The 13,851-nt window shown below is 52.1% G+C and carries 13 protein-coding genes and 2 pseudogenes; 10 read left to right on the forward strand and 5 right to left on the reverse strand.

Features of this window, described 5'->3' with window-relative positions; genetic code table 11:
• The first annotated feature begins 3 nt into the window (after positions 1-3).
• The 9 genes and pseudogenes from RIKMI_RS0112005 (at position 4) to tatC (ending at position 8,192) form a co-directional block, all read left to right on the forward strand.
• Positions 4-1,170, forward strand: coding sequence for a MalY/PatB family protein (locus RIKMI_RS0112005; RefSeq protein WP_027291821.1), 1,167 nt, complete (start codon positions 4-6; stop codon positions 1,168-1,170).
• Between the two features lie 111 nt (positions 1,171-1,281).
• On the forward strand, positions 1,282-2,094 hold the full coding sequence (locus tag RIKMI_RS0112010; RefSeq protein WP_027291822.1) for an AraC family transcriptional regulator: 813 nt from the start codon (positions 1,282-1,284) through the stop codon (positions 2,092-2,094).
• A gap of 95 nt (positions 2,095-2,189) precedes the next feature.
• The gene (locus tag RIKMI_RS0112015) at positions 2,190-2,942 is read left to right on the forward strand and encodes an SDR family NAD(P)-dependent oxidoreductase (RefSeq protein WP_027291823.1); all 753 of its coding nucleotides are present in this window, start codon (positions 2,190-2,192) and stop codon (positions 2,940-2,942) included.
• Positions 2,943-2,962: 20 nt separating this feature from the next.
• Complete coding sequence (locus tag RIKMI_RS0112020; RefSeq protein ID WP_027291824.1) at positions 2,963-4,114, forward strand: aldo/keto reductase; 1,152 nt, start codon at positions 2,963-2,965, stop codon at positions 4,112-4,114.
• A 92-nt stretch (positions 4,115-4,206) separates the two neighbouring features.
• Positions 4,207-5,268: an alpha/beta hydrolase gene (locus tag RIKMI_RS0112025; protein ID WP_027291825.1), complete on the forward strand. Its 1,062-nt coding sequence runs from the start codon at positions 4,207-4,209 to the stop codon at positions 5,266-5,268.
• Positions 5,269-5,277: 9 nt separating this feature from the next.
• Positions 5,278-6,093, forward strand: a pseudogene (locus RIKMI_RS14705) (carboxymuconolactone decarboxylase family protein).
• A 92-nt stretch (positions 6,094-6,185) separates the two neighbouring features.
• Positions 6,186-7,184, forward strand: coding sequence for a flavodoxin (locus RIKMI_RS0112040; protein WP_037291964.1), 999 nt, complete (start codon positions 6,186-6,188; stop codon positions 7,182-7,184).
• Between the two features lie 6 nt (positions 7,185-7,190).
• Complete coding sequence (gene tatA / locus RIKMI_RS0112045; protein WP_027291829.1) at positions 7,191-7,400, forward strand: twin-arginine translocase TatA/TatE family subunit; 210 nt, start codon at positions 7,191-7,193, stop codon at positions 7,398-7,400.
• Positions 7,401-7,403: 3 nt separating this feature from the next.
• The gene (tatC, locus tag RIKMI_RS0112050) at positions 7,404-8,192 is read left to right on the forward strand and encodes a twin-arginine translocase subunit TatC (RefSeq protein ID WP_027291830.1); all 789 of its coding nucleotides are present in this window, start codon (positions 7,404-7,406) and stop codon (positions 8,190-8,192) included.
• Positions 8,193-8,227: 35 nt separating this feature from the next.
• Here tatC and RIKMI_RS0112055 read toward each other — a convergent pair whose 3' ends face one another.
• The 5 genes from RIKMI_RS0112055 to RIKMI_RS15065 all read right to left on the reverse strand — a co-directional run bounded on the left by RIKMI_RS0112055 (position 8,228) and on the right by RIKMI_RS15065 (position 12,492).
• The gene (locus tag RIKMI_RS0112055) at positions 8,228-9,358 is read right to left on the reverse strand and encodes an AAA family ATPase (RefSeq protein ID WP_027291831.1); all 1,131 of its coding nucleotides are present in this window, start codon (positions 9,356-9,358) and stop codon (positions 8,228-8,230) included.
• A gap of 217 nt (positions 9,359-9,575) precedes the next feature.
• Positions 9,576-10,172, reverse strand: a complete 597-nt coding sequence (locus tag RIKMI_RS0112060) for a hypothetical protein (RefSeq protein ID WP_027291832.1) — start codon at positions 10,170-10,172, stop codon at positions 9,576-9,578.
• Between the two features lie 135 nt (positions 10,173-10,307).
• Positions 10,308-11,657 carry a C10 family peptidase gene (locus tag RIKMI_RS0112065; protein ID WP_169715526.1) on the reverse strand — a complete coding sequence of 450 codons (1,350 nt, stop codon included), beginning with the start codon at positions 11,655-11,657 and terminating at the stop codon, positions 10,308-10,310.
• A gap of 207 nt (positions 11,658-11,864) precedes the next feature.
• On the reverse strand, positions 11,865-12,275 hold the full coding sequence (locus RIKMI_RS14710) for an RteC domain-containing protein (protein ID WP_169715527.1): 411 nt from the start codon (positions 12,273-12,275) through the stop codon (positions 11,865-11,867).
• Complete coding sequence (locus RIKMI_RS15065) at positions 12,220-12,492, reverse strand: hypothetical protein (RefSeq protein WP_027291835.1); 273 nt, start codon at positions 12,490-12,492, stop codon at positions 12,220-12,222. Before RIKMI_RS15065 ends, RIKMI_RS14710 begins: the two co-directional genes overlap by 56 nt.
• 422 nt (positions 12,493-12,914) lie before the next feature.
• Here RIKMI_RS15065 and RIKMI_RS14105 point away from each other — a divergent pair.
• A pseudogene (locus RIKMI_RS14105) lies at positions 12,915-13,844 on the forward strand (MFS transporter); the annotation flags it as partial.
• Positions 13,845-13,851 lie beyond the last annotated feature (7 nt).

Raw genomic sequence — 13,851 nt, forward strand, 5'->3', positions numbered from 1 at the left:
GTTATGAAATACGATTTCGATACGATTATCCCGCGTCGCGGGACGAACTCTTACAAATGGGACACTCCCGAAGAGGAAAATGTACTGCCTATGTGGGTGGCGGATATGGATTTCCGTACCGCACCTGCTATTATAGAAGCTTTGCAAAAGCGGGTTACACACGGCATTTTCGGTTATACCAAAGTGCCCGAAGCCTATTACGATGCGGTCGTCAGGTGGTTCGAGAGCCGTCATCGCTGGCGGATCGATCCCCGGTGGATCGTCTATACGAGCGGTGTCGTCCCGGCACTGTCGGCCATTATCAAAGCCCTGACCGCACCGGGCGACAAGGTCATCGTTCAGACCCCAGCTTACAACTGCTTCTATTCGTCGATTCGCAACGACGGGTGCGAACTCTCTGCCAACAACCTCGTTTACCGGGACGGCAGCTACACGATAGACTTCGACGATCTCGAAGCGAAAGCGGCCGACCCGAAAGCGAAAGTCCTGTTGTTGTGCAATCCCCACAATCCGGTCGGGCGGGTCTGGACTCCGGAGGAGCTGCGGCGGATCGGCGACATCTGCCTGCGCAACGGGGTGTTTGTCGTGGCGGATGAAATTCACTGCGAGCTGACCTACGAGGGGCATGACTACACGCCTTTTGCCTCCCTCTCCGAGCGTTTCCCACAAAAGTCCGTGACCTGTGTTTCGCCGAGCAAGGCGTTCAACATCGCCGGGCTGCAAATCGCCAATATCGTCGCGGCCGATGAGGAGGTGCGCCGCCGCATCGACCGTGCCATCAATATCAACGAAGTGTGCGACGTCAATCCGTTCGGCGTGATCGCTACGACGGCGGCTTACAACGAGGGCGGAGAATGGCTCGATGCCCTGCGGAAATACCTGCGGGAGAATTACGAATACCTTTGCCGCTTTTTCGCTGAAAGGCTGCCGCAATATCCCGTGCTGCCGCTCGAAGGGACTTACTTAGTCTGGATAGACTGCCGGGCATCCGGTCTCGGTTCGGACGCCGCGACCCTGCGCCTGCAAGAACAGCAAAAGCTGATGGTCAATTCCGGTACGCTGTACGGCCCCGGCGGAGAGGGATTCATCCGGCTGAATATCGCCTGCCCCCGGGCATTGCTTGCCGACGGGTTGGAAAGGATGGCCCGGTGCTTCAACGAGGCGGAGTAGTACGATGATATGTCAGTCTAAAAACAAAACCTTTAAGTAAAATTTGAGCCTTGCAACAAAACTCATATCGTTGCAGTTGGCTACCTTTACAAAAAATCAAAGGTCGACGATATGGAAAGATTAGATGTATTCGACTGCTCGAACGTGCTTATAGCGAGTTATTTTACCGATGACAGGGGGTGCGCCCACGAAAACAGGGAGCATACGCTTATTTATCTGTGTTCCGGAGAACTGGAAATAGAGGAGCGCGGTAAGAAAACTATCCTGCATCCGGGCGACTGCGCCTTTATGCGGCGCGACAATCGGATGTGGTTGCAGAAAAGAGTCGAGGACGGTAACCCGTACCGTTCTGTCGTACTGAAATTCTCAAGGTCTTTTCTGAGAGAATTTTACCAGACTTTGAATCGACAACAAATACCGGCCGACTCCAGGCGGGAGAAAGTCAGCCTGCGCGTACTGCCAAGCAACCGACCCGACATCCGCTCGTTGTTCGAATCGGTCATTCCCTATTTCGATGCGGGAGAAAAGCCGAGTGAAGATATTCTGAAATTGAAAATGATAGAGGGTGTCTATGTACTACTCAATACCGACATAAACCTTTATGCCTCGCTGTTCGATTTCGTGGAACCGTGGAAGATCGACATTCTCGACTACCTGAATGAAAATTACATGTGCGACCTCTCAATGGAAGAGATAGCAAGTTACACGGGTCGCAGTCTGGCAACTTTCAAACGCGACTTCGCCAAAGTCAGCGACCTGACCCCGCAGAAATGGATCATCAGGCGACGTTTGGAAGCTGCTCATGATTTGATAAAATCGGGAAAGAAGAAAGTGACAGAGGCCTGTTCTGATGTAGGCTTCAAGAACCTGTCGCACTTCTCTAAAATATACAAGGAGGCATACGGTGTCGCTCCATCATGGTAAAATGACCTTCTGAACAAAGCAAATTGAGCCTCGCAGCAAAGCCGTTGCGGGGCTTCCTTTTTACCTTTACCGACAGAACATAAAACATTAGAGTTATGGGAACTATGAACGGAAAGGTAGTAATGGTAACGGGTGCGGCAGCCGGAATCGGACTGGCCTCGGCCGAAGCATTTGCCAAAGCAGGCGCAACGACCGTATTGGTGGATATCAATGAACCGAAAGAACAAGCCGGAAAGTTAGTTTCAGAAGGGTATAAAGCCGTGGCGTACCGCTGTGATGTGTCCGACACGCAGGCCGTAAAGGAGATGGTCGATTGGATTGCGGCGACCTACCGACGACTGGATGCGGCCCTGAACAATGCGGGTATCCAAACCCCGCAGCGACCGATGGCCGAGATTACCGACGAAGAGTTCGACCGGACAGTAGCTGTCGATCTGAAAGGCGTATGGAACTGTATGCGTTACGAGATTCTCCAAATGCTGAAACAGGGCGGCGGGGCGATTGTCAATACCTCGTCGCAAGGCGGAGTGACGGGCTTCCCCGGTCAGGCGGCTTACATCGCCTGCAAACATGCCGTCATCGGGCTTACACGTACAGCGGCCATCGACTATGCGGCACAAGGTATTCGTATCAATGCGGTTTGTCCGGGTGCTATCCGCACTCCGATGGCAGAAGAGCTGATCCGACGCAATCCGCAGGTAGAAGTCGATTTGCTTCGCGATATTCCTGCCGGGCGGCTCGGCAGACCCGAAGAAATTGCCAATGCCGTGTTGTGGCTTTGTTCCCCGCAAGCCAGTTTTGTGGACGGGCACGTACTTTTGGTAGACGGAGCATTCAGTATTCACTAACCCTCACAACAGTAGTAGATATGAAAACGCAAGAAGGTATCAGCCGCAGAGGATTCCTCAAAGCGGCAGCCGCCGTGGGCGCGGCATTGACCATACAGCCCACTCTCAACAAAGTCAAGGCGGCTGAAACCGTGCTGAACGGAGAAAAGATCGTGAAAGGAAAAGATGGAATGCCCTGCCGCACGCTCGGAACAGGACGGGCAGCATTCGAGGTATCGGCACTCGGCTTCGGCGTGATGGGCATGACCTACAACCGCAGCCAGCATCCGGATAAGAAACAGTGTATCCGCCTGCTGCAAGAAGCGGTCGATCGCGGGGTAACGCTCTTCGACACGGCCATCATCTACGGGCCGCTGACCAACGAGAATCTGACCGGGGAGGCATTGTCGGAGTTCCGAAATAAAATAAACGTCACCACCAAATTCGGCCATGAAGTCATCGATGGCAAGGCTACAGGTCGTCAGGACAGCCGCCCGGCAACCATCCGCCGTTACTGCGAGGAGTCGCTTCGCCGGTTAAAACTCGATTCGCTGCCGATGTTCTACCAGCATCGGGCCGATCCGAACACTCCGGCCGAGGAGGTGGCATCGACCATCGCCGACCTGATGAAGGAGGGTAAAGTGCAACGCTGGGGTATGTGCGAGGTCAGCGCCGAGACGATTCGTAAAGCCCATGCTGTTTGTCCGCTGACGGCTATCCAAAGCGAGTACCACCTGATGCACCGTCTGGTAGAGGAAAACGGTGTTCTCGATGTATGTCGGGAATTGGGTATCGGTTTCGTTCCGTACAGCCCGATCAACCGCGGCTTTTTGGGAGGTTGCATCAATGAATATACGGTTTTCGATGCGAACAACGACAACCGCCAGACGTTACCCCGCTTCCAGCCCGAAGCCATGCGTGCGAACACCCGCATCGTGAACGTGCTGCAAGCCTTCGGCCGTCCGCGCGGCATGACCTCGGCACAGGTGGCTCTTGGCTGGCTGTTGCAGAAAGCCCCGTGGATTGTCCCCATTCCCGGAACGACGAAGCTCTCGCATTTGGAAGAGAACCTGCGCACGCTCGACTTCAGCACCAGCACTGAGGAATGGAAAGAGTTGGAGGATGCCGTAGCCGCCATTCCCGTTGTCGGAGATCGGTATAATGCCGAACAGCAACGGCAGGTGGGCCGATGAAAAATCGGTAAATCGGGTAGTATAATCCGTAATTTGTCTACCGGCGGAGCGAAGCTGCTGTCTTATTTTCGCATTATAAAAATCACTCGGTTATGAAGTTACAGGCAATCGCCCTACTGACGTTCCTGACCATTGCGAATGTCGCTGCACAGGAGACACTAAAATTAACAGACATGAATGCTTTGGAATTAGTACAGGAATGGGACAAGACCTTTCCGCAGAGCGACAAGGTGGAACACACGAAAATCACGTTCCACAACCGTTACGGCATCACGCTTGCCGCAGACCTTTACAAACCTAAAAATACGCAGGACCGTCTGGCGGCCATTGCGGTCAGCGGTCCTTACGGTGCGGTGAAGGAGCAGGTGTCGGGCCGTTATGCCCAGACGCTCGCCGAACGAGGTTTTCTGACCATCGCTTTCGACCCCTCCTATTACGGCGAAAGCGGCGGCACGCCCCGCTATCTTACCTCGCCCGAAATCAGCACGGAGGATTTCAGTGCGGCGGTCGATTATCTGACAACACGTGCGGACGTCGATCCGGAACGCATCGGAATCCTGGGTATCTGCGGTTGGGGCGGATTCGCGCTCAATGCCTCGGCCAACGACCCGCGTATCAAGGCGACGGTAACCTCCACCATGTACGACATGAGCCGCGTGAAAGCCAACGGATATTTTGATGCCGACGATCATGCGGATGCCCGTTACGCACTCCGCCGGCAATTGAATGATCTCCGTACAAAAGAGTACGGTACGGGTAAAAATGAACGAGACGGCGGCGTGGTTGATCCGCTTCCCGAAGATGCCCCGCAGTTCGTCAAGGAATATCACAACTATTACAAAACCGAACGCGGCTACCACCGCCGTTCCCCGAACTCCAACGAAGGAATCACGAAGACCAGCGTATTGTCGTTCGTCAATATGCCGCTGCTCGCCTATATCGGCGAAATCCGCAGTGCCGTGCTCTTGATTCATGGCGAGAAAGCCCACTCCCGCTATTTCAGCGAAGATGCTTACAAGCGACTAACGGGCAATCACAAGGAATTACTGATTATCCCCGGAGCCAACCATGTCGATTTGTATGACAATCTCGATGTGATACCGTTCGATAGGATAGATGATTTTTTCAGGAAATATTTAATGAAGCAGCAATAAACCACGATTATGATTAGGATTCTTTTAATTTCTGCATTCAGTATTCTAACATTCAACGTTATGGCCCAGGAAAAGATCGTACAGATGGCCGGTCGCGACCAGCTCGGCGAGTTCGCTCCGAAATTCGCGGAACTCAACGACGACGTGCTCTTCGGCGAAGTGTGGAGCCGCACCGACAAACTCGGTCTGCGCGACCGCAGTCTGGTAACCGTTACCTCCCTGATCAGTCAGGGCATTACGGACAACTCGCTCGTCTACCATCTCCAGTCGGCTAAGAAGAACGGCATCACCCGCACCGAGATCGCCGAGATTATCACCCATATCGGTTTCTATGCCGGTTGGCCGAAGGCTTGGGCAGCGTTCAACCTCGCCAAAGGCGTATAGGCGGAAGATACGGCCGGCGAAGACGCCAAAGCCGCTTTCCAGCGCGGGATGATTTTCCCGATCGGCGAACCGAATACGGCATACGCCCGATACTTCATCGGCAACAGTTACCTCGCCCCAATTTCACGCGAACAGGTGAATGTCTCCAACGTGACCTTCGAACCGGGCTGCCGTAACAACTGGCATATCCACAAGGCGACGAAAGGCGGCGGACAGATATTGGTCGGCGTGGCCGGCCGCGGCTGGTATCAGGAGGAAGGCAAGCCCGCGCAGGAGATTCTGCCCGGCACGGTAATCCATATTCCGGCAGGTGTAAAGCACTGGCACGGGGCGGCGGCCGACAGCTGGTTCGCGCATCTGGCGTTCGAGGTTCCCGGAGAGAACGCCTCCAACGAATGGCTCGAACCCGTGACGGACGAAGAATACGATAAACTGAAATAACCGGGTGAGCTTTCGAGCAAAGCAGATTGAGCCCCGCAACAAAGTTGTTGCGGGGCTTCGTGTTTACTTTTGCATCAAAGGAATAAATAGATATGAAAACGAAACTCTTATTTATTTTTATTTGGTGCATGTTGTCCGTTACGGGCTGTTCTGCGGGAGAGTCTCGAATGGGTTTACAGGGTATGCCTCCGTCCGAAAACCCGGAATACCCGGTCGAACCTTCGGGCGACAAAAAAGTGTTAGTCGTCTATTTCTCTCATACGGGCAATACCCGAACGATCGCCGCATATATCCATGATGCGGTAAAGAGTGACCTTATGGAGATCCGAACGGCCGATGCCTACCCCGATGCCTACGACACGTTGCTGGCACAAGTGCGGGAAGAGGTGGCCACCGGATATTGCCCGCCCTTGACGACGCATATCGAAAACCTCGCCTCGTATGACGTGGTATTCATCGGCTATCCTATCTGGGTGGAAACCGTCGCCCCTCCCATCCGCACTTTCTTGACAACGAACGACCTTTCGGGGAAAACCGTTGTACCGTTCTGTGCGAGCGGCACCAGTTCCGCCGAGGCGAGCTACCGGCTCGTCCGTTCTCTTTGTCCGCAATCTACCGTATTGGAAGGCATCGCCATCGAAGCATCGGAGGTTCCTTCTGCTGAATCGCAGGTACAAGACTGGCTCGGACGAATCGGCATAGAACGTACAGAACCGCAGGGAGCAGCAGTTCGCATTACGGCCGGAGGGCATACGTTTACCGGGGAATGGCTCGACACTCCGTTAGCTAATGAGATTCGGGGTATGTTTCCGCTCACTGCGACTTTGGGACGTTATGGAGGCCGCGAATATTACGGCACTATGCCCCAGCAGCCGACCGATACTGAAGAGGGGCAGCTTCGTTTCGAGAACGGTGACATCACCTATTGTCCTTCTAACAACACTATCGCCATCTTTTACGCGAAAGCCGACGATCCGGATATGGGGCAACTGACCATGCGGATTATTCCGATAGGGAAAGTTACTTCAGAACTGGGGGTATTCGACGAAATGGAGAACCGATTGGAATTTACGTTTGATCACTCTAAATAAATAAACATTATGACCCCACTGTTTATCGGCGGAATCGGCATGCAGGAAGTGCTGCTGATCGCCCTGGTCGTGCTGCTGTTCTTCGGCGGCAGGAAGATTCCCGAACTGATGAAGGGAATCGGCAAAGGCGTTCGCTCTTTCAAGGAAGGGATGAACAACGTAGAGAAAGAGATTGAAGAAGTTAAGGAGATTAAAGAACCCGAACGGAAAGCATAACCGATGGCTGCCGAGGCGGATACGCAATCTTTCCGGGAACATTTGGACGTACTGCGGGCGGCGATCGTCAGGAGCGCCGCCGTAGCCGCTGTGTTCGGCATCGCGGCGTTCTTTTTCAAGGAAGAGCTGTTCGCCGTCGTGCTGGCGCCGAAAGACGACGGGTTCGTTACCTACCGTCTGTTCGGTCGGATAGCGGCGTGGGCAGGAGGTGCTGTGGAACCGTTTTCCGTCCGGTTGATCAATACGGAGCTGGCGCAGCAGTTTATCATTCACATGAAGACCGCCCTGTGCGCCGGCGTGCTGTGCGCCTCGCCCTATATCCTTTATCGGCTGTTCCGGTTCGTCTCCCCGGCATTGTACGATAATGAACGGCGGTACGCCGTGCGGGTAGTCGCAGGGGGATACGCGATGTTCTCCCTGGGGGTGCTGGTCGGCTACTTTCTGATTTTTCCGCTGACGTTCCGCTTTCTGGGAACCTATCAGGTGAGCGGCGAGGTGGATAACCTCATCGCGCTCGACTCGTACATTTCGACGCTGGTGACGATGTGCCTGGCGATGGGGATCGTCTTCGAGATTCCGATGCTTTCGTGGCTGTTCGCCCGGTTGGGTTTCCTGTCGGCGGATTTCATGCGCCGTTACCGCAAACACGCCATTGTGATTATCCTTGTAGTCGCCGCGGTTATTACGCCGACCTCGGACGTCTTCACGCTTTCGCTGATTGCATTACCCATGTGGGGGCTGTATGAAGCGAGTCTCCTGATCGTAAGGAGAATACCAAACAGGAAAGCATAACTACGGCACAAGAACCTGAACCAACTATTTCAATCTTACATTCCCAACTCTCTTTTCAACCACACTTTCATTACCGGATCGGGGATAATGACCTGACGTTTTTCAATCTCGATAAGCTCTTTCTTAACCAAGGCACGCTTAACGATGCTGACATTGGCCGACGAACCGAGTTGATATTTCTGCAAAACCTCCTGTGTGGTAAATTCACTGTGAACTCCGTCTAAAATGGCTCGCAGGAAATTCATCTGATAGGTCGTAAGGCTTTCGGTCTGCTTCTCGAACAGCGGCGTGTTCTGGTCGATAATATCCTGATAGGCTTCCTCGAAATCCTGTTCCGTTGCGACTTTGTCCGTATGAATCCATACCAGCCATGCCAACTGCTGCACATACGAAGAATGGTTATCAACTTTTTGGCATATCTTTTCGGCCAACTCTTTCGAGATCTGTTTGCCTGTTGCCTCGAAACGGCCGCAGATGTAGTCGGTCCAATCCGGTGTTCCTATCTTCTGTAAATAGATGGCGTCGCCGAATTTGTAAAACGGCAGGCTCTTTTTCTCGAACAGTTCGTTCATCAGATGTTTTTTGCTGCCGAACAAACAATAAGAGACCGATTTCTGCAACTGCCATACGGAACGCAGCCGCTTCTGGAATGTCTTGGAATCCTTGAACTCGGCGATCTGCTGAAACTCGTCGATGCAAACGACGATATTACAACCTTTTTTCTGCGCTATCTTTTCGGGAAGTTGCAGGATTTCGTCGATGTCGCTGCTCTTGGGATTCAGTTCGAGCGATATGGATAAATCCGTCATCGGGTCCGGCCCCAGCGAAATTTTGGGGCTGATACGGGAAAGGAATAATTTGATATTCTCCAACCATTCGTCCACTTTCGAGGAGGTTTGTTTAAGAACGGCAGACGCAAAGGCATCGTAAAAATCCCTGTCGCTGCGACAAGAAAAAATGTCGATATAAACGATCTTTAATTTATCGGACTGTGCCAGGCGACACGTTTTCTGTACCAAAGACGTTTTACCCCAGCGACGGGGTGAAATCAACACCGTGTTCACACCATGCCGGAAATTCAACAACAGGCGTTCCGTTTCTTTCTCCCGATCGGTAAAGTTATCGCCCGAGGTCGCAACGCCGAATATAAAAGGCTTGTTCTCCATAATCTTCAACCGTTATTACCTCACAAATATAAGTAATATATTTATTACTAATAATATTATTACCAATAAAGATATTACAAAATATGACGTTGCGATTGGGACTTACCGGTATTTGAAAATGCAGCGATTTAGAAAACGCCGTTCGCGTGTTTCGGGAGCATGGCGCACGAAATACGCCCGTATCTCTTTCTGTACAAATCACAGGAGCCGGCTGTGTTTACAGGGACTTGCCGACCAGCTGCACAGGCTGGGTCGTGGCGCTCAGTACTTTCCCTTCGATATTCGCCCACGTAATCGTGAAGCGGTGGATACCGCTCCGCTCCGGATCGGTTACCGGAGAAAATATAAAATTGAATTGGAGCAGGGTCGGTCGTCTAAGATTGAAGTCGGATACCTTTTCTGCAAAACACCACGCAGGAAGTCCCCATTTTTGCTGTTCATCGGTCGGTTCAAAATCATACGGTTTTTTCAGAATATTATCGACGCATTTATACTGTATGACAAACAGGTCGTTCAAAGACGATCCGGCTGGATGGTCCGCGTCGTAATCATTATCTGAAACGATATTCACGCTTTCGGTCTGTACGTACATGACGGGCACACTCAGACAGTCGATTGTCGTACCGCCAAAATGCGTGTCGCCGAACCGTTCGGCCAATGTTTCGAATGTCGCATCATCGACCAGATCTTTCGATTCGCTGAGTGCCGGACTCGAATAAGGCCGGGTATAGACGACGAAATGTCCATCGGTGACCTTTGCCGGTGTACTCCCGATCGGAGGAGTATCGGCCGCGCTTTTTGTTTCCGCATACATCGACGACGGATTCTGATACCGGAGGATATAATGGTCGGATTTTGGAAAACGGGTCACTTCTTTATTACAACCGGATAAGCCCATACACAATAAACCCGCACACATCAACAGTTGCAATTTCATAATTCGTAGATTTTAAATATTGGGTCTTATGTTCTTTATGATTTCGAGTTTAAAGCGATAGTAGTAATGTTCGCTCGGCCGTGAACAACCGGGGTCCAGTTCGTTCGGAAACTCCGTGTTGAAGACCCCGACATAATAATAACCGTTGCCGGTTCCTCCCCAACCGAAATTACAATGCAGCCAGCGGGTCTCTTTTTCTTTGCGTTCTTTTACGAAATCCTGACGAATCAGGTTATAATCCGGATCGTAGACATTGTTATAAACTCCCCATATTTGATAGACGTCCTTGTAACCGTCTATAACCCACGCGTGGCCGTCTGAATAGCCGATCCAGTTTTCGGTTGCATAAGCCCGGACGTAAATGGCGCGTTTATTGGACAAATCGGATTTGATACGATCCGCCTGAAAACTGTAAATGCCGTCTGTCGCATAATTGAATCTGTTCCGCAGGGCATCGTTCGCCTTGTCGACATTGGATGAACTGCCGTCGCAACCGTAAGACATATCCACTGCCGAACCGATCTCTTTCACCAATGCGGCTACCGCCCGCCGGTCATAAGAGTCGGCGGGAAAGTTTGCTCCGTACTGATACCCGCGCCATTTGTTCCAATCGCAGGAATACCAGCCGTTCGATACCTGAAAAGAGGTCGGATATTGGTTGGCTGCCATAATCTGCAATATCGCTATGGCTACGCATCCGGCAGGAGGATTACCGTTCGGCGAATTGCTGCATTTCAGCCAGTCCGGGAAATTAAGGCCGTCATTGAACGGTACCCATTGGCTCCACCGGACAGGAGCAAATGGGCTGATTTGGGTATATTCCCGCCGCAGGAGAAGTTCCGATTGCGGCGGATATTGCTCCTCCAGGGGCATGGAATCCCTGATCGAATTACGGGCAAGTTGTGTAGATGCATAAGCAGGAATCATGTCCATAAACATTCTTACGCCCGGATTATCCATCGTATCGGTAATGTTGCCCTGATCGGAATAGGCCAAAATCGTCTCCATAGATGTATCGGCCGCCAGGATCGCAAAACCTTCGTTGTCTGCGTAATTGACTACATAAATATTTTCGGTGACTTTAGCGTCATCTTTTGTTCCCGACCTGGTGGAGAAAGATGAGCGCATGTCGCTTAACGGGAAGAGATCGGCTACGACTTTGGTATAACCGGAACGGGTCATCGCACTTTCGCTGAAAACGTCCGGTAATTCGGCGGCCAAATGCTGAATGGAATCCAATGTTAAAAAACGGGATTTCGTTTGGACTATGGCTGCGGTCTCAGCCGGGTGTTCCGGCAGATTTTCTTTGGCGCATCCGCATAATCCGACCGCACATGCAAAAAATAGAAGCTGTTTTTTCATAAGCAAAGAATTTACGAATGATATATTTCTATCTGTGCTTTTCAATGAATCTGCGAATGGCTGTTTTCTCTCCCTAATGTTGCAATGGACTATGAGTCGGCCGTTTTGATAAATATAATCATTTTTTTGATTGTGGTTCGGGAGCCAAAACATTGCGGGGCGATCCGCTTAACGGTTTCGCCCCGGAAACGGAACATAGGAAAGGATTTATTTCAACCGTTCATCTGCCATTTGGTTTACTGTTTCGACCATCCGGTTCAAAAATGGGGTTACGCTCTGACTTCGGTCGAACATCTGTGTGCGTTTGACGTAAATGTCATTGATAACAATACCGAATGTACGGCACAATACGCGCATCAGAACGGTGAAAGTGGGTTTGGCGCCCTTTTCATCGACCAAGGCGCCGCAACCGTGCAGAGCGGTTCCCAGTTCCAATAATGCCTGTTGGGAGAATACCCACCTAAGTGGCGGGAGGTGGGAAGTACCGGCCGTGCTTCGATTTGAAAACGAACGAAAAAGGATTTTCGCCAGTTCGATTCCTGATTCGACCAATTCCAGCGCTTTAGTCAGATACAGGCGATAAGCTGCATTTTTTTCCCGCCTTGTAGCATGATCCACGTTGCAAGGCGTGAAGTTCGACCCGGATGTAGAAAAATGCGTGCAATACATCCCGAAGAGGATAATCTTGTTCCAGGAATACGGCGATTCGTTCCGCAAAAGCGTCATAGGCGGTCTGCCATGACTGGCCCGATGCAGGGGTGTAATCGCTCTTCTCTTCGCTGTCTTTCAGCAAAACGATCAGAGGGCTCTCTTCTAAAATCTTCCATGTTTTCATAATGGTAACAGGTTATGTGAATAAAAACTCCGGGGCATTCGTACCCCGGAGCGTGAACTGTTTTATAGGTTGCTAAGAAAACGTCGAGTATGACCGCTTGGCTGTTTGAAGCGGATCCGGGTGGATCGTAACGGTGTTTTCGGGATAATGGTATCATGCGAAAAGAAGGGTTTTACCGGCAGCAGGTAAACCGGCTCATTCCTCATATACTGTCGGAGGATATTTCCCTTTTAAAATAGTTATTCTTTTCGTAATCAGCGCTATGCTTTGTAAAATTGTATCAGTATTGTATGGGTATTGTAATTCGGGGACCGGCCTGTTGTTTGCCGTCTTACAGGACCGCATGACGAAAGGCGAATGATTTATATCGTAATTGTTCTATTTTTGCTGCCGAATTTCAGAAGCGTTCAACGAATCGTAAAATGAACAGGAGTCTTATCGCATTGGCGTTCGGCACTTTCGCACTGGGAATCGCCGAATTTCTGATGATGGGCATTCTCGGCAATATCTCCTCCAGTCTCGACATATCCATTACGCAGGCCGGACATCTGATTTCGGCATACGCTCTCGGCGTATGCTGCGGAGCACCGGCGTTGCTGCTCGTCCGCAGGTTCCCGCTGAAACGGATCCTGCTGCTTCTGGCGGCGGTCATCGCAGCGGGAAACCTGATGGCGGCGGTCTCTCCCGATTTCTGGACTCTGTTTGCGGCACGGTTCATTTCGGGGCTGCCCCACGGGGCCTATTTCGGCGTGGGCGCTATCGTTGCGCGGAAACTCGCGAAACCGGGCCGTGAAGTGCAGGCCGTCTCGATCATGATCGCGGGGATGACCGTCGCCACGCTGCTCGGCGTGCCGGCCGGAACATGGCTGACGAACACCGTATCCTGGCGCGTGGCTTTCCTGATCGCCTCGCTGGCCGGACTGCTCACTTTCATTTTCATCCGCCATTGGGTGCCGCAGGTGGCGAGTTTGCCCGACACGGGATTCAAGGGGCAGTTCCGGTTTCTGAAAACGCTGCCCCCGTGGCTTATCTTCGGCGGCGTACTGATCGGGCAGAGCGGTATCTATTGCTGGTACAGTTATATAGACCCGCTGCTGACCGATGTGACGGGATTCCCGGCAGGAGCGCTCTCCTGGCTGATGGTCCTGGCCGGACTCGGCATGTTCGTCGGCAATCTGGCGGCCGGACGTATGTCGGACAGGCTAAAACCGAGCCTCGTAGCCGGAATCGTGCAGTCGAGTTCCATCGTCATTCTCCTGTTGGTCTTCTTTTTCGCCCGTATCCCGTGGCTGGCGGTCATCCTGACGATGCTGGGCACGGCGTCGCTTTTCGGGTCGGGAAGTCCGCTCCAGTCGTCCA

It is taken from the genome of Rikenella microfusus DSM 15922 (assembly GCF_000427365.1).
In the GTDB taxonomy this organism is placed as follows: Bacteria; Bacteroidota; Bacteroidia; order Bacteroidales; family Rikenellaceae; genus Rikenella; species Rikenella microfusus.

Coding starts and splice junctions, on each gene's coding strand:
- RIKMI_RS0112015 (WP_027291823.1), top strand. CDS start 2,190: ATGGGAACTATGAACGGAAAGGTAGTAATGGTAACGGGTGCGGCAGCC.
- RIKMI_RS0112040 (WP_037291964.1), top strand. CDS start 6,186: ATGAAAACGAAACTCTTATTTATTTTTATTTGGTGCATGTTGTCCGTT.
- RIKMI_RS0112010 (WP_027291822.1), top strand. CDS start 1,282: ATGGAAAGATTAGATGTATTCGACTGCTCGAACGTGCTTATAGCGAGT.
- RIKMI_RS0112065 (WP_169715526.1), bottom strand. CDS start 11,657: ATGAAAAAACAGCTTCTATTTTTTGCATGTGCGGTCGGATTATGCGGA.
- RIKMI_RS0112060 (WP_027291832.1), bottom strand. CDS start 10,172: ATGTATGCGGAAACAAAAAGCGCGGCCGATACTCCTCCGATCGGGAGT.
- RIKMI_RS0112020 (WP_027291824.1), top strand. CDS start 2,963: ATGAAAACGCAAGAAGGTATCAGCCGCAGAGGATTCCTCAAAGCGGCA.
- RIKMI_RS15065 (WP_027291835.1), bottom strand. CDS start 12,492: ATGAAAACATGGAAGATTTTAGAAGAGAGCCCTCTGATCGTTTTGCTG.
- RIKMI_RS0112005 (WP_027291821.1), top strand. CDS start 4: ATGAAATACGATTTCGATACGATTATCCCGCGTCGCGGGACGAACTCT.
- RIKMI_RS0112055 (WP_027291831.1), bottom strand. CDS start 9,358: ATGGAGAACAAGCCTTTTATATTCGGCGTTGCGACCTCGGGCGATAAC.
- tatC (WP_027291830.1), top strand. CDS start 7,404: ATGGCTGCCGAGGCGGATACGCAATCTTTCCGGGAACATTTGGACGTA.
- RIKMI_RS0112025 (WP_027291825.1), top strand. CDS start 4,207: ATGAAGTTACAGGCAATCGCCCTACTGACGTTCCTGACCATTGCGAAT.